Origin of the sequence: Streptomyces sp. 11-1-2 (genome assembly GCF_003595545.1) — a bacterium.
Classification (GTDB): domain Bacteria; phylum Actinomycetota; class Actinomycetes; order Streptomycetales; family Streptomycetaceae; genus Streptomyces; species Streptomyces hygroscopicus_B.
This window is the reverse complement of sequence record NZ_CP022545.1, coordinates 6,519,996-6,537,651: the sequence shown is the minus strand read 5'-3', so window position 1 is coordinate 6,537,651 and position 17,656 is coordinate 6,519,996. Positions and strand designations below refer to the sequence as shown.

At 72.3% G+C, this 17,656-nt stretch carries 16 protein-coding genes; 7 read left to right on the top strand and 9 right to left on the bottom strand.

Annotation, left to right across the window (positions count from 1 at the left end; translation table 11 throughout):
* Nucleotides 1–97: 97 nt before the first annotated feature.
* The gene (locus tag CGL27_RS27985) at nucleotides 98–1,234 is read left to right on the top strand and encodes a PLP-dependent cysteine synthase family protein (protein WP_119990761.1); all 1,137 of its coding nucleotides are present in this window, start codon (nucleotides 98–100) and stop codon (nucleotides 1,232–1,234) included.
* The gene (locus tag CGL27_RS27980) at nucleotides 1,231–2,478 is read left to right on the top strand and encodes an MFS transporter (protein ID WP_119990759.1); all 1,248 of its coding nucleotides are present in this window, start codon (nucleotides 1,231–1,233) and stop codon (nucleotides 2,476–2,478) included. The genes CGL27_RS27985 and CGL27_RS27980 overlap by 4 nt, the downstream gene beginning before the upstream one ends.
* 511 nt (nucleotides 2,479–2,989) lie before the next feature.
* Here the strand turns inward: CGL27_RS27980 and CGL27_RS27975 are convergent.
* Together CGL27_RS27975 and glmS are read right to left on the bottom strand one after the other, a co-directional pair.
* A complete protein-coding gene (locus tag CGL27_RS27975) occupies nucleotides 2,990–3,358 on the bottom strand; it encodes a holo-ACP synthase (RefSeq protein WP_119990757.1) in 369 nt (122 codons plus the stop codon).
* Between the two features lie 16 nt (nucleotides 3,359–3,374).
* Nucleotides 3,375–5,222: a glutamine--fructose-6-phosphate transaminase (isomerizing) gene (gene glmS, locus CGL27_RS27970; RefSeq protein WP_119990756.1), complete on the bottom strand. Its 1,848-nt coding sequence runs from the start codon at nucleotides 5,220–5,222 to the stop codon at nucleotides 3,375–3,377.
* A gap of 128 nt (nucleotides 5,223–5,350) precedes the next feature.
* Between glmS and coaA the strand changes: the two genes are divergently transcribed.
* Nucleotides 5,351–6,328: a type I pantothenate kinase gene (coaA, locus tag CGL27_RS27965; protein WP_107439386.1), complete on the top strand. Its 978-nt coding sequence runs from the start codon at nucleotides 5,351–5,353 to the stop codon at nucleotides 6,326–6,328.
* Between the two features lie 12 nt (nucleotides 6,329–6,340).
* Nucleotides 6,341–7,261, top strand: a complete 921-nt coding sequence (locus CGL27_RS27960; protein ID WP_119990754.1) for a DUF389 domain-containing protein — start codon at nucleotides 6,341–6,343, stop codon at nucleotides 7,259–7,261.
* A gap of 70 nt (nucleotides 7,262–7,331) precedes the next feature.
* Here CGL27_RS27960 and glmM read toward each other — a convergent pair whose 3' ends face one another.
* The 3 genes from glmM to rplM all read right to left on the bottom strand — a co-directional run bounded on the left by glmM (nucleotide 7,332) and on the right by rplM (nucleotide 9,818).
* Nucleotides 7,332–8,690: a phosphoglucosamine mutase gene (glmM, locus tag CGL27_RS27955; protein WP_119990752.1), complete on the bottom strand. Its 1,359-nt coding sequence runs from the start codon at nucleotides 8,688–8,690 to the stop codon at nucleotides 7,332–7,334.
* A 139-nt stretch (nucleotides 8,691–8,829) separates the two neighbouring features.
* Nucleotides 8,830–9,333, bottom strand: a complete 504-nt coding sequence (rpsI, locus tag CGL27_RS27950; RefSeq protein WP_078642933.1) for a 30S ribosomal protein S9 — start codon at nucleotides 9,331–9,333, stop codon at nucleotides 8,830–8,832.
* A gap of 41 nt (nucleotides 9,334–9,374) precedes the next feature.
* Nucleotides 9,375–9,818 (bottom strand): 50S ribosomal protein L13, encoded by a 444-nt coding sequence (gene rplM / locus CGL27_RS27945; protein ID WP_078642932.1) that lies wholly within the window; start codon nucleotides 9,816–9,818, stop codon nucleotides 9,375–9,377.
* 541 nt (nucleotides 9,819–10,359) lie between these two features.
* Between rplM and CGL27_RS27940 the strand changes: the two genes are divergently transcribed.
* Complete coding sequence (locus CGL27_RS27940; protein WP_119990750.1) at nucleotides 10,360–11,220, top strand: hypothetical protein; 861 nt, start codon at nucleotides 10,360–10,362, stop codon at nucleotides 11,218–11,220.
* Between the two features lie 51 nt (nucleotides 11,221–11,271).
* Here the strand turns inward: CGL27_RS27940 and CGL27_RS27935 are convergent, their stop codons facing one another.
* Nucleotides 11,272–12,027, bottom strand: a complete 756-nt coding sequence (locus tag CGL27_RS27935; RefSeq protein WP_119990748.1) for a hypothetical protein — start codon at nucleotides 12,025–12,027, stop codon at nucleotides 11,272–11,274.
* A gap of 306 nt (nucleotides 12,028–12,333) precedes the next feature.
* Here CGL27_RS27935 and CGL27_RS27930 point away from each other — a divergent pair, with 306 nt between their 5' ends.
* Nucleotides 12,334–14,421: a glycosyltransferase gene (locus CGL27_RS27930; RefSeq protein ID WP_119990746.1), complete on the top strand. Its 2,088-nt coding sequence runs from the start codon at nucleotides 12,334–12,336 to the stop codon at nucleotides 14,419–14,421.
* Nucleotides 14,422–14,519: 98 nt separating this feature from the next.
* Nucleotides 14,520–15,056, top strand: coding sequence for a hypothetical protein (locus tag CGL27_RS27925; protein ID WP_119990744.1), 537 nt, complete (start codon nucleotides 14,520–14,522; stop codon nucleotides 15,054–15,056).
* Here the strand turns inward: CGL27_RS27925 and CGL27_RS27920 are convergent.
* The 3 genes from CGL27_RS27920 to CGL27_RS27910 are packed head-to-tail and all read right to left on the bottom strand — an operon-like array spanning nucleotide 15,050 to nucleotide 17,651.
* Nucleotides 15,050–16,255, bottom strand: coding sequence for a PP2C family protein-serine/threonine phosphatase (locus tag CGL27_RS27920; protein ID WP_119990742.1), 1,206 nt, complete (start codon nucleotides 16,253–16,255; stop codon nucleotides 15,050–15,052). The two genes, CGL27_RS27925 and CGL27_RS27920, sit on opposite strands and share 7 nt — an antisense overlap.
* Nucleotides 16,252–17,271 (bottom strand): SpoIIE family protein phosphatase, encoded by a 1,020-nt coding sequence (locus CGL27_RS27915; RefSeq protein WP_119990740.1) that lies wholly within the window; start codon nucleotides 17,269–17,271, stop codon nucleotides 16,252–16,254. Before CGL27_RS27915 ends, CGL27_RS27920 begins: the two co-directional genes overlap by 4 nt.
* Nucleotides 17,268–17,651 (bottom strand): ATP-binding protein, encoded by a 384-nt coding sequence (locus CGL27_RS27910; RefSeq protein WP_078647582.1) that lies wholly within the window; start codon nucleotides 17,649–17,651, stop codon nucleotides 17,268–17,270. The genes CGL27_RS27915 and CGL27_RS27910 overlap by 4 nt, the downstream gene beginning before the upstream one ends.
* Between the last annotated feature and the right edge of the window lie 5 nt (nucleotides 17,652–17,656).

The following is a 17,656-nucleotide window of genomic DNA, read 5'->3' as shown; positions in this document are numbered from 1 at the left end:
GTCGCCGTTCACGTGTCCGCGGCGGTACGCAGGCCATCTTCTTCTCCAACCCGAGCGGCCGGCCCCGTCGCGGGGCGGGCCGTCGAAAGAGACGCCGATGAACACCATCACCGCTGTGACTTCCCCCTGCCCTCCCGCCGGCCTGCTGGCCGCGACCGCACCCAGCGTGCGGACCCCGGCCGGGCTGGTCGGCAACACCCCGCTGCTGTGGGTGGGCGAGCCGTTCGCCGCCCCGGGCCGCGGCTTCTGGGCCAAGCTGGAGGGCGCCAACCCCGGCGGGATCAAGGACCGCACCGCCCTCTACATGGTCCAAGCCGCCTGCGGCCGGGGCGAGTTGCTGCCCGGTGCCCCTATCGTGGAATCGACCTCCGGCACCCTGGGCCTCGGACTGGCGCTGGCCGGGAACGCCTTCGGCCACCCCGTCACGGTGGTGACCGACCCCGGCATGGAGCCGATGATGAGCAGTCTGCTGGCCGCCTACGGCGCCACCGTCCACGTCGTGGCGGAACCGCATCCGGTCGGCGGCTGGCAGCAGGCCCGCCGGGACAAGGTCGCCGAACTGCTGGCCGCCCGCCCGGACACCTGGTGCCCGGACCAGTACCACAACCCCGACAACGTGGCCGCCTACCGGCCGCTGGCCCATGAGCTGGTCGCCCAGCTCGGGCGGATCGACGCCCTGGTGGTCAGCGTCGGCACCGGCGGCCACTCGGCCGGGGTCGGTTCGGTGCTGCGCGGCTTCTTCCCCGACCTGAAGGTGGTGGGCGTGGACACGACCGGCTCCACCATCTTCGGCCAGCCCGCTGCCCCGCGGCTGATGCGCGGCCTGGGCAGCAGCATCCATCCCCGCAACGTCGCCTACCACCTCTTCGACGAGGTCCACTGGGTCGCCGCCCCCGAAGCGGTCTGGGCCGCTCGGCGGCTGGCCCGCTGCCACTACGCCACCGGCGGCTGGAGCGTGGGCGCGGTCGCGCTGACCGCCCGCTGGCTCGCAGGGGTCCTGCCTGCCGAGGCCCGGATCGCCGCGATCTTCCCCGACGGACCCCAGCGGTATACCGGCACCGTCTTCTGTGAGACCTACTGCCGCGAACACGGTCTGCTGCACGACTTCCCGCCCGACGCACCGCAGGAGATCGCCCACCCCCGGGAGCGGACGGTCACCTCCTGGACCCGGTGCACCACTGTGACCGACCCGCTAGCCGACCTCACCCACACCACGGCGGGGGTGCGGCGATGAAGGCCCTGTGGCGCAGCACCCGCTCCTTCCCGCCCAGCGCCCAGCTGTTGATGGCGAACCAGTTCGCCATCAATCTGGCGTTCTACATGCTCATGCCCTACCTCGCCGCCCATCTGACGGGGGACCTGGGCCTGGCGGCCTGGGCCGTCGGCCTGGTCCTCGGGGTGCGCAACCTCTCCCAGCAGGGCATGTTCCTGATCGGCGGGACCCTCGCCGACCGCTATGGCTACAAGGCTCCGATCATGGCCGGATGTCTGCTGCGGACCGGCGGGTTCGCGCTGCTGGGCTGGGTGGATGCGCTGCCCGCCCTGGTGATCGCCTCGGCAGCCACCGGTTTCGCCGGCGCGCTGTTCAACCCCGCCGTCCGCGCCTACCTCGCGGCCGAGGCGGGGACGCGGCGGGTGGAGGCGTTCGCGACGTTCAACGTCTTCTACCAGGCCGGGATGCTGCTCGGCCCGCTGGTCGGCCTCGCGCTGCTGGCCGCCGACTTCCGCCTCGTGTGCACGAGCGCGGCTTTGATCTTCGCGCTGCTGAGCGTTCTGCAGTGGCGGGCCCTGCCCGCCCGCCACGCCGGCGAGACAGCGGCGGGCGGCGCGGGGGTGCTGGCGCAGTGGCGCACGGTCGTCGCCAACCGACCGTTCCTGCTGTTCTCCGCCGCGATGATCGGCTCCTACGTGCTGACGTTCCAGGTCTACCTGGCACTCCCGCTCGCCGCCGACCGGGCGCTGGGCACGGACGGCACAAAGGCCACCAGCGGCCTGTTCGTGCTCTCCGCCGCCGTCGCGGTGGCCGGACAGCTGTGGCTGACCGGCTGGGCCAAGCGGCGCTGGAGCGCGGACCAGGCCCTGGTCCGCGGGCTCACCGTGATGGGCCTGGCGTTCCTCCCGCTCGCCCTGACGCCGTCCGCCGGCGCGGCGGTCGTGGCCGCGCTCGCCGCCGCCGTGACACTACTCGCGGTGGGCAGCGCGGTGGTCTACCCCTTCGAGATGGACACCGTCGTCTCCCTCGCCGGGGACCGCCTGGTGGCCACCCACTACGGGCTCTACAACACCGTCTCCGGTCTCGGCATCACCCTGGGGAACCTGGCCACCGGCGCGATCTGGGACCACGCCCAACGCCACAACGTCACCTGGCTGCCCTGGCTGGTGCTGACCGCCACCGGTCTGGGCTGCGCGGCGGCCGTGCGCGCCCTGGCCCGTAACGGGCGCCTCACCACCCCCGCACCCCAGCCCGTGCCCGCCTGACGACCCGCCACCAGGCGCTCCGGAATCGGGCCGGGGCAGGGGGCCACCGACGGGTGGCCGCGAGACGGCGGGAGGGGGCGGGGTCGCACCCACCCGACACCCGGCCCCCGGGCCGAACACGGAACAGGCAGGCGCCCTTGTGCCACCGGCGGGTGGCCGCGAGACGGCGGGAGGGGGCGGGGTCGCACCCACCCGACATCCGGCCCCCGGGCTGAACGTGAGCCGGACAGGCGCCCGGTGCCACCGGCGGGTGGCCGCCGACGAGACGGGAGGGGGTGGGGTCGCAGGGGTGGTGTCCTGGACGCTTTCGCATATTTGTGGCGCCAATCCCCGGCCCACCCCACGCCCCCGGGCACCGGCGCCGTAAATATGCGGTCCAGGGCGCCGCACCGGAGGCCCCACCCCCGCCACCCACCACACAACCGACCGCGCACCCCAGCAACCACCACACACCCGCACCGGCATCCGCACCCGCACCCGCACCCAGCGGAACGCGCACCCAGCGGAACCCTCACCCCTCCGCGATCACCACCGCCGACGCGACCCCCGCGTCATGGCTCAGTGAGACATGCAGCCCCCGCACCCCCAGCCGCTCCACGCATACGGCGACCGTGCCGCGGACGGAGAGGCGGGGGCGGCCGCTGGGCTCGGTCAGGACCTCCGCATCGGTCCAGCGGAGGCCGCCGGGCGCGCCCAGGGACTTGGCCAGCGCCTCCTTGGCCGCGAAGCGGGCCGCCAGCGAGGCCATGCCACGGCGTTCCCCGCTCGGCAGCCACAGCTCGCGCTCGACGAACAGCCGGTCGGCCATCCCCGGGGTGCGCTCCAGCGCTTCCGCGAAACGGTCGATACCGGCCACGTCGATGCCCACGCCGACGATCACGCCGTCATCCGTCGGGTCACTCCACGGTCACCGACTTGGCGAGGTTCCTCGGCTGGTCGACCTCGTTGCCGCGCGCCGTGGCCAGCTCGCATGCGAAGACCTGCAGCGGCACGGTGGCGACCAGGGGCTGCAGCAACGTGGGCGTGGCGGGGATCTCGATCAGATGGTCGGCGTACGGGGCCACCGTCTCGTCCCCGCGCTCGGCGATGACGATCGTGCGGGCGCCGCGCGCCCGGATCTCCTGGATGTTGGAGACGATCTTGTCGTGCAACACCGACCGCCCGCGCGGCGATGGGACGACTACCACGACCGGCACATCCTGCTCGATCAGCGCGATCGGCCCGTGCTTCAGCTCACCCGCCGCGAAGCCCTCGGCGTGCATGTACGCGAGCTCCTTGAGCTTGAGCGCGCCCTCCAGGGCGACCGGGTAGCTCACGTGACGGCCCAGGAACAGGACGGTGTTCTTGTCCGCCAGGGTGCGGGCCAGCTCGCGCACCGGCTCCATGGTCTCCAGGACCTGGTCCACCTGGGTCGCGATCTCCGACAGCTCGCGGATCACGGAAAGGATCTCGTCGCCCCACTTGGTGCCGCGCACCTGGCCCAGGTAGAGCGCCACCAGGTAGCAGGCCACGAGCTGGGTGAGGAACGCCTTGGTGGAGGCGACGGCGACCTCGGGCCCGGCGTGGGTGTAGAGCACGGCGTCCGACTCGCGCGGGATGGTGGAGCCGTTCGTATTGCAGATGGCCAGCACCTTCGCGCCCTGCTCCCGCGCGTGCCGCAGCGCCATCAGGGTGTCCATGGTCTCGCCGGACTGGGAGATGGCGATCACCAGCGTCCGCTGGTCCAGGATCGGATCGCGGTAGCGGAACTCGCTGGCCAGCTCCGTCTCGCAGGGGATCCGGGTCCAGTGCTCGATGGCGTACTTGGCGATCATGCCGGCGTGGTAGGCCGTTCCGCACGCCACGATCACGACCTTGCTGACCTCGCGCAGCACCGAGGCGGGGATGCGCACTTCGTCCAGGCAGAGGTTCCCGGCCAGGTCGATGCGGCCGAGCAGGGTGTCCGCGACGGCCTTCGGCTGCTCGGCGATCTCCTTGAGCATGAAGTAGTCGTAGCCGCCCTTCTCGGCGGCGGAGGCGTCCCAGTCCACGTGGTACGGGCGGACCTCGGCCGGCGCCCCGTCGAAGTCGGTGACGACCACACCCTCCCGGCGGGCCTCCACGACCTGGTCCTGGCCCAGCTCGATGGCCTCGCGGGTGTGGGCGATGAAGGCTGCCACGTCGGAGGCGAGGAACGCCTCGTCCTCCCCGACGCCGACTACCAGCGGCGAGTTGCGGCGCGCCCCGACCACCACATCGGGCGCGTCCGCGTGCACCGCGACCAGAGTGAAGGCGCCCTCCAGGCGGCGGCAGACCTGCCGCATCGCCTCGGCGAGGTCGCTACAGGACGAGAACGACTCGGCGAGCAGATGCGCCACGACCTCGGTGTCGGTCTCGGAGGCCAGGTCGTGGCCGCGCTCGGCCAGCTCGGCGCGGAGCGCGGCGAAGTTCTCGATGATGCCGTTGTGGACGACCGAGACCCGGCCCGCGTTGTCCAGGTGCGGATGGGCGTTGGCGTCGGTCGGGCCGCCGTGGGTGGCCCACCGGGTGTGGCCGATGCCGGTACTGCCGGTGGGCAGTGGTCGGTCGGCCAGCTCCTTCTCCAGGTTGGCCAGCTTGCCCGCCTTCTTGGCGGCCGCCAGCCCGCCATCGGCCAGCACGGCGACGCCCGCCGAGTCATAGCCGCGGTACTCCAGCCGCTTGAGTCCGGCGAGGACGACATCGAGGGCCGACTGCCCTCCCACATAACCAACGATTCCGCACATGGACGCAGCGTACGACCCCCGGCCCCGGGCCGGGGTGACCGACCCCACGCCGGGGCACCGGTCACTCGGCCGGTCCCTGGCATGACAATGAGGGGGTGATCACGTCAAGCGCGCGCGAGGCGCGCACCGTGCGCGGCCCGCAGCGGCGGAGCGGCGAGGCGACCCCGTATGTGGATCTGTCCCGCGCCGAGTGGAGCGCGCTGCGGGACAAGACCCCGCTGCCGCTGACCGCCGACGAGGTGGAGAAGCTGCGGGGACTCGGCGACGTCATCGACCTCGAAGAGGTGCGGGACGTCTATCTGCCGCTGTCCCGGCTGCTCAACCTCTACGTGGCCGCCACCGGCAATCTGCGCGGCGCGCTCAACACCTTCCTCGGCGACACCAAGCGGGGCAACGGCGCCCAGCCCGGTACGCCCTTCGTCATCGGCGTGGCGGGCAGCGTCGCGGTCGGCAAGTCGACCACCGCCCGGCTGCTCCAGGCGCTGCTGGCTCGGTGGCCCGAGCATCCGCGGGTGGAGCTGATCACCACCGACGGCTTTCTGTACCCCAACGCCGAGCTGCGGCGCCGCGGGCTGATGTCCCGTAAAGGGTTCCCCGAGAGTTACGACCGCAGGGCGCTGACCCGCTTCGTCGCCGATGTGAAGGCGGGCCGGGCGGAGGTGTCGGCGCCGGTCTACTCACACCTGATCTACGACATCGTGCCGGACGAGCGGCAGACCGTGCACCGCCCCGACATCCTGATCGTCGAGGGGCTCAATGTGCTGCAGCCCGCGCTGCCGGGGAACGACGGGCTGACCCGGGTGGGGCTCGCGGACTTCTTCGACTTCAGCGTGTACGTGGACGCCCGGACCGAGGACATCGAGCGCTGGTACCTGGGACGCTTCAGGAAGCTGCGCGAAACGGCCTTCCTGGACCCGTCCTCGTACTTCCGCAAGTACACCCAGGTCTCCGAGGAGGAGGCGCTGGACTACGGCCGGATGATCTGGCGGACCATCAACAAGCCCAATCTGAAGCAGAACGTCCAGCCCACGCGGGGCCGGGCGACGCTGGTGCTGCGCAAGGGGCCGGACCACAAGGTCCAGCGGCTGTCCCTGCGCAAGCTGTGAGGAGCGTACGCGATGCTGCACTTGCGGTTGATCGTCCCCGCCGACCGCACCGAGGCGGTGGTGCGTGCCGTCGAGAAGACGGTCGGCACCACCCATCTTGTGGTGCTGCCGGGCGCCGCCCGCAACCCCGCGGGGGACGTCGTCATGTGCGACGTGGCGCGCGAGGCCGGGGACGGTCTGCTGGGCGAGCTGCGTGAGCTGGGGCTGGACGAGACCGGGTCGATCGCGGTGGAGAACATCGACCTGTCGCTGTCCAAGCGCGCCGACAGGGCGGAGGAGGAGGCGCCCGGCGAGGGTGCGGACGCGGTCCTGTGGGAGCACCTGGCCGACGCCACCCATGAGGAGTCCACCCTCTCGGTCACCTACCTCGCCTTCCTCGCCATCGCGACGATGATCGCGGCATGCGGTGTGGTGCTGGACAACGCGATCCTGATCGTCGGCGCGATGGCGGTGGGCCCGGAGTTCGGGCCGCTGGCGGGGCTGTGCACCGCGCTGGTGCGGCGCGCGCCGCGGCTGGCCGCCCGCTCGGCGATCGCGCTGCTGGTCGGGTTCGCGGCGGCGATGGCGCTGACCACCGGCTTCGGCGTGGTGATGGACGCGTTGGGTCTCTTCAGCAGGGAGATGCTGGACGCCGCCCGGCCGAACACGGACTTCATCTGGAAGCCGGACATGTTCTCGTTCGTGGTCGCCGTGCTCGCGGGAATCGCCGGAACGCTCTCGCTGACCTCGGCGAAGTCCGGCGCGCTGGTGGGTGTGGCGATCTCGGTGACAACGGTGCCGGCGGCGGCCAACGCGGCGGTGGCGCTCGGGTATGGGGAGATCGAGCAGATGTGGGGCTCTACGGAGCAGTTGCTGCTGAATCTGGTGGGGATCGTGGTGGCGGGGACGCTGACGTTGGGCGTGCAGAAGGTTTTGTGGGGGCGGCGGGGGTAGCCTCCCCCGCCCCGCCCCGCCCCTTCCCGCAGCAGCGATCTGCGGGACGGGCGGGGAGGGGAGAGATCCGCTAGCCCAGGGCCGACTTCACCGCGTCCGCCAGGCGTCCGGCGACCGAGCGGGCCTGTTCGATGTCGGCGGCCTCGACCATGACCCGCACCAGCGGCTCCGTGCCCGACGGGCGGAGGAGTACTCGGCCGGTCTCGCCCAGCTCGCGCTCCGCCTCGGCGACGGCCGCGGCCAGGTCGGCGCTGGAGGCGACGCGGGACTTGTCCACGTCGGGGACGTTGACCAGCACCTGGGGCAGTCGCTCCATGACGGCGGCGAGGTCGGCCAGGGTGCGGCCGGTCGCGGCGACGCGGGCCGCCAGCAGCAGACCGGTGAGCGTGCCGTCACCGGTGGTGGAGTGGTCGAGGACGATCACATGGCCGGACTGCTCGCCGCCGAGCGCGTAGCCGCGGGTCTTCATCTCCTCCAGGACATAGCGGTCCCCGACCGCCGTCTGGACCAGCTCGACGCCCTCGCGCTTCATGGCCAGCTTGAAGCCGAGGTTGGACATCACGGTGCCGACCACCGCGTCCCCCCGCAGCTCGCCCGCCTCGCGCATGGCCAGGGCCAGGACGGCGAGGATCTGGTCGCCGTCGACCTCGCGGCCACTCGCGTCCACCGCGAGACAGCGGTCGGCGTCCCCGTCGTGGGCGATGCCGAGGTCCGCGCGGTGCTCCACGACGGCGGCCTGGAGCCGGGCGAGGTGGGTGGAGCCGTAGCCGTCGTTGATGTTGAGGCCGTCCGGGTCGGTGCCGATCGTGACGACCTCGGCCCCGGCGCGTGCGAACGCCTCCGGGGAGACCCGGGCGGCGGCGCCGTGAGCGCCGTCGATGACGACCTTGAGGCCGTCGAGCCGGTTGGGGAGGGCGCCGACCAGATGGGCCACGTAGGCGTCGAAGCCCTCCTCGTAGGGCCGGAGCCGGCCCACCCCGGCGCCCGTCGGCCGGTCCCACGGCTCACCGGAGGCATGCGAGCGGTAGGTGGTCTCGATACGGTCTTCCAGCTCGTCGGCCAGCTTGTGGCCGCCGCGGGCGAAGAACTTGATCCCGTTGTCGGGCATCGGGTTGTGGCTCGCGGAGAGCATCACCCCGAGGTCCGCGTCCAGCGCCCCGGTCAGATGCGCGACGGCCGGCGTGGGCAGCACGCCGACCCGCAGGACGTCCACTCCGGCGCTGGCCAGCCCCGCCACCACGGCCGCCTCCAGGAACTCCCCGGACGCTCGCGGATCCCGCCCGACCACCGCCACCGGCCGGTGGCCCTCGAAGGTTCCCGCCTCGGCGAGCACATGCGCCGCCGCTACCGAGAGGCCGAGCGCCATCTCAGCCGTCAGATCGACGTTGGCGACGCCGCGCACACCATCCGTACCGAAGAGTCGTCCCACTGGTGTCCTCCGAAGTTACGAGCTGGGGGGCAGAAGCTTGCTTGTAGGTATACGCCCCCTGGTGGCGATAGCCGAACGCCCCGGGGCACAGGTGGTGCCGCCGGGGCGTTCGGGTGAAGCAGCGGTGCCGCGATGGGCGTCAGCGCTTGCTGTACTGAGGCGCCTTGCGGGCCTTCTTCAGACCGGCCTTCTTACGCTCGGTGGCGCGGTCGTCACGGGTCAGGAAGCCGGCCTTCTTGAGGGGGGCGCGGTTGTTGTCCACGTCCGCCTCGTTCAGCGCGCGGGCGATGCCCAGACGGAGCGCACCGGCCTGGCCGGACACGCCGCCGCCCGCGATGCGGGCGATCACGTCGTAGCGGTCGTCCAGCTCGAGCACCTTGAAGGGCTCGTTGACTTCCTGCTGGTGAACCTTGTTGGGGAAGTACTCCTCGAGAGTACGACCGTTGATCTTCCACTGCCCGCTGCCCGGCACGATGCGGACGCGCGCCACGGCGTTCTTGCGACGCCCGGTGCCGGCGGCCGGCTGCGGGTCACCGAAGCGGGAAGCGAGCGACTCGGAGGTGTACTCCGACTCGACCGTCTCAACGCTCTCGGTGGTGTACTCCTCGACCTCGATGGGGGTCTCGGCGGTGGTCTCGGCCACGATGCTCCTCAGATTCTCTTCGTCGTAAGGGGTGGCCGGGACTACTGCGCGACCTGGGTGATCTCGAACGGGACCGGCTGCTGAGCGGCGTGCGGGTGCTGGTCACCCGAGTACACCTTCAGCTTCGAGAGCATCTGACGGCCCAGGGTGTTCTTGGGGAGCATGCCCTTGATGGCCTTCTCGACGGCCTTCTCCGGGTTCTTCTCCAGCAGCTCGTCGTAGCGGATGGAGCGCAGACCACCCGGGTAGCCGGAGTGGCGGTACGCCATCTTCTGGGTCCGCTTGTTGCCGGAGAGGTGCACCTTGTCGGCGTTGATGATGATGACGAAGTCACCAGTGTCGACATGCGGCGCGTACACCGGCTTGTGCTTGCCCCGCAAGAGGGTGGCGGCCTGAGTGGCCAGACGGCCGAGAACAACATCGGTGGCGTCGATGACGTGCCACTGACGCTGGACGTCGCCGGGCTTGGGGCTGAACGTACGCACGGTCGTAGCCTTCGCTTCTTCAGTGAGTGGGGTCTCCCCGGATCCGCTAGGACCGAGGGGACGGGTCCGGACAAGGCCACCCGGACGATCACGACAGCCTTGGCCGCACCTCGGTGACGCATCCGAGTGCCTGCCGCTGGTCATCGGCCCGGTGGACCGGCGTAACGGCCTCTCACGTGAGAACGAGCAAGCCAATACGCATAACGAACTGGCAGAATACCGGCCCGCCCCACCGCGGGTCAAAACGCCCCCGCGCTTGCGGATGGATCCGCCAACCGTATGCGATCGCGGCCCGCACCCCTGGAGCGCCGCCCGAGCCCGCACGCCTCACAGAAGCTCCGTCCACCGCCGGGGGCGCCTGCCCACAGGGGCACCACGGCCATCCTGGCCGAACGCGGACATCGCAACGTCACAACACACCCCCGCGAGTCAAAACGCCCGCGCGCCGCGGCTGGGCCCCCGACGCGGGCCGGGCACGGTCCGCGCCCGGCGTCCCGCCGGTGGGTCCAAAGCATCACCCGGCCGGTCTAAGATGCGCGCCATGAGCTTTGGGCAAGGGGGGCCTTACGGGCCCGGGGGATCTCAGCCGCCTCAGCCGTCGACACCGGACTGGTCGGCGCTCGCCGACCAGTCAGCCGCGCGCAACCGGCGCCGCAAGCTGCTCTTCATCGGCGGCGGGGCGCTGGCCACCGCCGCCGTCGCCGCGATCGTCGCCACCGCCGTGGTCAGCAGCGGCCACAAGGACAAGGGCGGCGGCGACTCGGCCGGCGGGCTGCCCACCCCCCAGGACCTCCCCAGCGAGTCGGCGGCGCCCGAGCCCACCTTCTCCGATGTCGCCCCGCCCGCGCCGCCGAAGCCGCTGGACATCATCTCCAGCGCGCGGCGGGACAAGGCGCCGCTGTCCGCGGTCACCCTCTTCCCGGAGAAGCGCGCCGCGAAGGACGACCGCTCGTACACCAAGGCGGCGTCCGCCTCCACGACGAGCTGCGCCGCCGGCACCCAGGGGGCGCTCGGCTCGGTGCTGACGAACAACGGCTGCCGCAAGCTGCTGCGGGCCACCTTCTCCCGGGACGGGGTCGCGGTGACGGTCGGCGTCGCGGTCTTCGACGGCACGGCGGCGGCCGAGAAGGCCAAGGACCAGTACAAGCCCAATATCGCCTCGCTGACCGGCGGGGGCGTGCCGGCCTTCTGTCGCCGGACCGCCTGTCAGAGCTCGGCGAACGCGATCGGGCGGTACGCCTACTTCACGATCTCCGGCTATACGTCGGGCAAGGCGGTCACGGCGTCGGACACCGCCGCCCTCCAGGCCGGGCGCGATGTGGCCGACTACACCTTCCGCCGCATCCTGGCCCGCGGCAGCGCCCAGGCATCGGCGGAGGCGGCCGCCACCACCGGCAACTGAGCCGCCGCCGACTGAGCCCCCGGTCCCCCCGCCGGGGGCACCGGGAATCCGCTACGACGCGGCGCCCCGCGTCGCCTTCTCCACCTTTGCCACCTGCGCGTCCACCAGCGCGGCCGGGATCTCGGACTTCGCGGGGTCCGCGATGTTGACCCCGAAGAACACCGTCACCTGCGGCCCCGTCCGCACGACCGTGAACTTGATGACGGCGTTCTCCTTGCCCGCGTCATGCAGGCTGAAGGCCACCGCCTCGTCCCCGCGCTTCGGCGCGTCGAGCGGTGTCACCTTCGTGACGTCCGCCTTCGCCCCGGTGCCGTCCTCGGCCGGGAAGCCGCCCCGGCAGGCGGTCACCGCCTCGCGCAGGTCCTTCACCGTCCGCTCGGCGTCGCCCGGCCCGTAGGAGGAGATGCGGATCAGGCCGGCGCCGCCGACCTTCGCCTTGGTGAGGTCGGTGGCGTAGGCGCGGTGGACGCTGGCCTTGGGCGCCGGGTCGTAGCGGGTGCCCATCAGCGCGGCCAGCGGCTGGCAATCGGCCTTCGCGGACTTGGCCGAGCCGCCCTCGCTGACCTCCTTGTCCGTCATCTTCTGGACTTCGAGCCCCTTGACCTCGCCCTTGGTCAGGGCGGCCCGCTCCAGGGCGGACGCGGACAGCGGCTTCGCGGCCGGGGCGGTGCTCGCGGGCTTGTCGTCCTGCTTGGCGCCGTCGGACTTCCCGTCGCCGGAGTCGCTGCCGCATCCGGTCATCAGCCCCAGCGCCGCCACCGCCGCGATGGCCGCGCCCATGGTCCGCTTCGCACCGGACTCGTTCATTTCTCTGTCCACCCCTGGTCGATATCGGGCCCGTACGGCCACCGCACGGACACCCCGCAGACTCCCAGACCACCGGGAGGGTTGTACTCCCTTTCCCGAATGTGGTGGTTCCCATATCACCATGCGCATAAGCAACCTTCGCGGCCCAGACCAGTCTTACCGACCGATCGGTCCTTACTGGCTTCATACCGGCATCACACCGGCCCCATATCGGCCCAATGCAGCCTGGTTCGGAACCAGAACGAAGCACGGCCTCGGAGGGGAGGGCACGCCGCGGCGGATCAGCTACGCCGCGCGTACATCACCATGAAGATTTCTTTCCTGCTCCACAACGCCTATGGCATCGGTGGCACCATCCGGTCGACCTTCAATGTGGCCGGGGCTCTCGCCGCTCACCACACCGTGGAGATCGTCTCCCTGATCCGCACCATCGACACCCCGAACCTCCCCCTCCACCCCGCCGTACGGCTCAGACCCCTGATCGACCTGCGCCCCCACGACGACGGCGTCCGGGCGGGCGACCTCGGCCATCCGCTGCTGTCGCGGCCCAGCGCCCATGTCCCGGACGCCGAGGCCAGGGGCACCACCAATTTCAACGCCCTCACCGATGAACGGGTCGCCGGCCATCTCGACCGCACCGACGCCGATGTCGTCATCGCCACCCGCCCCGGCCTGGTCATCTACCTCGCCGCGCTCGGCCGCACCGGCCGCTTTCTGCGGATCGGCCAGGAGCACCGCCTCTACGGCACCCACCGCGCCGAGATCCGTGCCGCCTGCGACGCCGCCATACCCCATCTCGACGCGTACACCTCGGTCTCCGAGGCCGACGCGGCCACCCACCGGGCCCACCTCCCCGGTGTCACCACCCGGCTGACCGCCCTGCCCAACGGGGTGCCCGCCACTGGGATCGAGCCCTCCGACGGCCGCGCCAAACTGGTCGTGGCCGCGGGCCGGCTGATCCCGGTCAAGCGCTACGACCTGCTGGTGGCCGCCTGGGAGACGGTCGCCGCCAAACATCCCGACTGGCGGCTGCGCATCTACGGCCGCGGCCCCCAACTCCCCGCGCTGCGCCGTCAGATCGACAAGCTCGGGCTGGCCGATCACATCACCCTGATGGGCGCCCACTCCCCCATCGAGACCGAGTGGGCCAAGGGTGCGATCGCCGCCGTCACCTCCCGCGAGGAGTCCTTCGGCATGACGATCGTCGAGGCGATGCACTGCGGGGTGCCCGTGGTCGCCACCGACTGCCCGCACGGGCCGGGCGAGATCATCACCGATGGCCGGGACGGGCTGCTGGTGCCGCTCGGCGACGCCGACGGGATCGCCAAGGGACTGCTGACCCTGATCGAGGACGGCGAACTGCGCCGCTCGATGGGCGAGGCGGCCCGTATCGCGGCGCGGCGGTACGCCCCGGAGCGCGTGGCGGCCTCCTACGAGCGGCTCATCGAGGAACTCCACACCGCCCGCGGCACCGAGGCCCCGGCCGGGCGGCGCCGTACGGTCACGCCCCTGCGCGGCCGGGCGACCGGGACGCCGCTGGCCGTCACCCTCAAGGGCGCGGTCAAGCAGCTGGTCCGCAGGCCGCTGCGGCCCATCGCGTCCTGCCGGGTCACCGCCGAGGGAAATCTGTCGGTGCTGCTGGAGCCCGCCGAGGTGCGCGGCGGCGGGCTCGAACTGACCGTCACCCGCCGGAAGAGCGACGAGGCGCCGCTCCGCGTTCCGCTTCTGCCCCCGGCGGGCATCGCGCCGTCCGAGCCCTGGACGGCCACGCTCGACCGCGCGACGCTCGATCTCGCCGAGGGCCGCTGGGATCTGCATGTGGTCCGCCGCTCCGATGGCGTCCGCCGCCGGGTCGGCTGCCGCTTCGCCGAGGGGCGCGGGCTGTTGGACCTGGAGCCGCTGCCCGGCTCGCCCGTCGCCTGGTGGATCCCCTACGCCACCGTCGACGGCTTTCTCGCGCTGCGCGCCTGGCGGCGCCCGGTCCACGCCGAGGCCCGGGTGATCCGTATGGACGCCGAGGGGCTCGCCGTCGAAGGCACCCTGTACGGGGCGCGCTTCGGGCCCGGCGCCGCCCCGACCGCGGTGGCCACTCCGTCCCGCGGTCCGGCCCGCTCGTTCCTCACCGGTGCCACGGCGCTGGACGGCGGCCGGTTCCGCTTCACCGTCCCGTACGAGCGGATCCAGCAGGCCCGTACGGACGACGAGGGCGTCGCCGCCTGGACCCTGACGCTCCATAAGTCCGCCGGGTCCGAGATCCCGATCCCGATCGGCCGCATCGTGGGCGACATTGTGGACCGCAACAAAACGGACCTCTTCCCGGTCACCCACGGTGTCCGGCCCCACCTCACCGGCACCGGCGACCTCACCATCATCTCCCCCATCACAGACAATTGAGAGACGTGAGTCATAGGTGCGGTGTTTGCCGCGGAGATCACCGGTAACACTCGGTGATACCAGCCTCGAGCGAGGAAGACTCTGCGGAAGGCATAGCGATGTCAACTGTCACGCTCATCATCCTGGTGGCGGCCCTGGCCGCCATTGCCGGCCTTGTGATCGCCCCCTCGGTCCGGCAGGGCCGCAAGGGCGAACTGCCGGTCCGAAGCCTGCCCTCGGAAGCCAGGGAGCAGTACGCGGCGCGGTGGGCGGGAGTGCAGGAGCGATTCGTGGACTCTCCCGGGTGGGCGCTGCGCGAAGCCGACCGGCTGCTGGGCGCCTTGGCCGTCGACCGCGGCTATCCGGCCGAGTCCGACGGCAAGCGGATGGACGCGCTGTCCATCCGTCACCCCGGGGAGATCGACGGCTACCGCCGACTGCACGCCATGGCGGCACAGGTGCACGAGGGTCAGACCGCCGAAGCCGCCACCGAGCGGATGCGGGAGGCCCTGGTCGCGGCGCGGCCCCTGTTCGAGCAACTCGTGCGCGCACAGCCGCACGACGAGCGCCCGCTCCCGCCCCCGGTCCCCCGCCAGCGAGATCTTCAGCGGGGCCGTATCCCGCGGCAGCGCTTCGGCCCGGCCGCCGATCACTGACCGGTGAGCCGCACCGCCAGCGCGAGGGTGTCATCCGGATGCAGGATCACCGTGTGCATATCCTCCGCGATGGCGCCGGGGACCTCCTCGATCGGGCTCTGCAGATGCTTGTGCGCGGCCTCGATCAGGCGCCTCTCGCCCTCGATCGGGTCCCGGCGGCTCTCGGTGAGCCCGTCGGTGTAGAGCAGGAGGAGGTCCCCGGGGGCCAGCCGCTCGGTCAGCGGGGTCTCGCTCCCGGGCAGCGGAAAGCCGATCCCGCGCCCCCGGGCCTCCAGATAGCGGGCCGTTCCGTCGCGGCGCAGCAACAGCGCGGGCGGATGGCTCCCGTTGGCCAGCCACAGCTCACCGGTGACGGGATCGATCCGGGCGAGCAGCACGGTGGCCATCACGGCCCGGTCGAAGGGGTACAGGATCTCGTCGGTGCGGGCCACGATCGACTGGAGGCGGTGGCCCTCCAGGGCGAGGGTGCGCACCGCGTGGGTGACGTTGAGCGCGCTGCGCGTACTGGTCACCCCATGGCCCAGGGCGTCCACGATGGTGATGTGGACGGTGCCGTCGGGCAGCACGAACCAGTCGTACAGATCCCCGCCGGTCGGCGCGTCGGTGCCGGCCGGCTCGTAGTGCACGGCGAGTTCGAGACCGTCGGCCTCGATGAGCGGCGGGCGCAGCGCGTCCTCCAGCTCCCGCAGGGTCTGGCCGTGCGCGGTGCGCAACTGCTTGTCCCGCTCGTCGAGCTGGACGTAGAGCGCGAGCACCCCGCTGTTGGTCTCCTCGAGTTCGTCCTTGAGGCGGCGGTGCTCGGCGGTGAGCGCGTCGGCGGCGGCCAGAACGGCGCGCAACTCCTCCGCGGCGAGGGCGTCGTCGCCGGGGGCCTCCTCGGCGTCGTCCACCGGCGGGCCCGCCGGGAGGCGCCAGACCACCTCGTCCTCGGTCACCGCGTCGGGGGCCATCGGCAGCCCCGCCGCCGGCCCCGTATCGCCCGGCGTCCGCAGCACCACCGTGAGCAGCCCTGCGCCCGGGTCGTACGCCCACTCGAGGCCGGTCTCCCGCCCGGCGCGCAGCGCCGCCCCGGCGGCCTCGGCGGCGGACAGCACAAGGCGCCCCCGGACCTCCGGGTCCAGGGCGTGCTCCCGGGCCAGCGCCCGAACGGCCCGGCTGAGCCCGGCCGTCGTGGCGCAGGTGAGGTTCCTCGTCGTCATGGAAGCCTTAAGGGTGACCTGGCCGCGAGCACCGTGGCGTCGTCGCGGACGCGGCGATGGCCATGGGCGAGTGCGGCGGACAGCAGGGACGGCGGAAGACGGAGCACGGCAGGGGGCGGGTCCAGCGCCCAGCGGGCGTCTATACCGTCGCTGTGCAGCACCGCCGTGGCGCCCTGGGACAGCGGGAAGCCGTGGACGCGCGGGGTGGGCATGCCCCAGCCGACGATCCCGGGCTGTCCGATCAGCCGGTGCTCGACCCCGCCCGGGGTCAGGGCGAGGGCGCGGATGTTGCCGATGCCGCAGTAGTCGGCGCGATCGTGGTGCAGCCGCAGCAGCCCCACGGCGGCCCCGCGGGTGTGCCGCAGGGCCCGGTTCATCCGGGTGAGCGCGTCCGGCAGCGGCCGGTCGGGGTCGGTGTGGAAGGTCCGCAGCGCCGCCTGGGCCGCCTCCTCGGCGGCCCGGCCATGGCCGAGGCCGTCGAGGACGACCGCGGTGCGGGCGGTGTCCGTGTCGACGATCCCGCGGGCGTCGCCACAGCCCTCCTCCCCTTCGGCGGGCAGACAGATCGCGCCCACCCCCTGCCACTCCGGCCGCTGCTCGCCCGGCGCGGTGAGGCGGGCGCAGGCCCAGGTGCCCGCTTCGGTGCCGTCGGCGCTGCGCATGGTGAAGTGGGTCGCCATCCTTTTGACGGCGCCGAGCCCGACCCCCAACGTGCCGGAGGTGGTGTAGCCGTCGGCCAGACAGCGCTCGGGGTCGTGCATACCGGGGCCACGGTCGGCGGCGAGGATCTCCACCCCGTGGCCCAGCGGCAGCGGCTGGACGTAGAGCGTCCCGTCGCTGGCGTGCTTGTCCAGGTTGGTCGCCAGCTCCGAGGCGATCACCGCCGCCTGATCGGGCAGCGCCCCCGGCAGCTCGCAGTCCCGGGCCACCGCACGCGCCGTCTCGGCGGCCAGATGCACGGCGCTGTGGTGGTCGACGCGCACCTGGGCGGTGGGCACCGTGAACGGACGGGTCACCGGACCGCCCAGCGGGTGACGACCACGACGGTGCCCTCGCCCGGGCCGGTGCGCACCGTGAACTCGTCCATCAGCCGCCGGGCGCCGCCCAGCCCGTGGCCCAGGCCCGAGCCGGTGGTGAAGCCGTCGGTGAGCGCCGCCTCGAGGTCCGCGATGCCCGGCCCCTCGTCCTTGACGGTCAGCCGCAGCCCCCGCCGTCCGGAGGGCTCGCGCGGATAGTCGAGGGTGACGGTGCCGCCGCCCCCGTGGACATAGGCGTTACGGGCGAGCTCGCTGGCGGCCGTGACCACACGGGTCTGGTCCACCAGGCCGAAGCCCACCGCGATGGTGGCCGCGCGCACCGCGTGGCGGACCGTCAGCAGGTCCTCCTCCGTGCGCACCGGAT